Origin of the sequence: Acinetobacter sp. TUM15071, assembly GCF_008980925.1 — a bacterium.
Classification (GTDB): Bacteria; Pseudomonadota; Gammaproteobacteria; order Pseudomonadales; family Moraxellaceae; genus Acinetobacter; species Acinetobacter dispersus.
The window spans coordinates 1-228 of the sequence record NZ_BKGB01000099.1 but is presented as its reverse complement, the minus strand read 5'-3'; the positions used below and the strand labels follow the sequence as shown (position 1 = coordinate 228).

Sequence of the window (228 nt, the reverse complement as noted above, 5' to 3'; positions counted from 1 at the left end):
GAAGCTGCCCACCACTGAACCACTCACGGTTTGGGTTGCGCCTGCTTCAACAGCATTGATGATGTTGTCACCCGTAATTGGATTGACCACCACCACTGGTGTGGTGATGTCGACTGTGTAGCTCGCAGCCGCAGTGGCGTTGCCCACGTTGCCTGCTGCATCGGTTGCTGCAATGCTGACGTTAATCACTTTGTCAGCATCAAGTACCAATTGCCCGCCGGCAACCGT

The 228-nt window shown here is 55.3% G+C and carries 1 protein-coding gene; it reads right to left on the bottom strand.

What is annotated here, in order from left to right; all coding sequences use genetic code 11:
• On the bottom strand, positions 1-228 hold a 228-nt coding region (locus GBI66_RS19600), incomplete at both ends, for a hypothetical protein (RefSeq protein WP_171494361.1).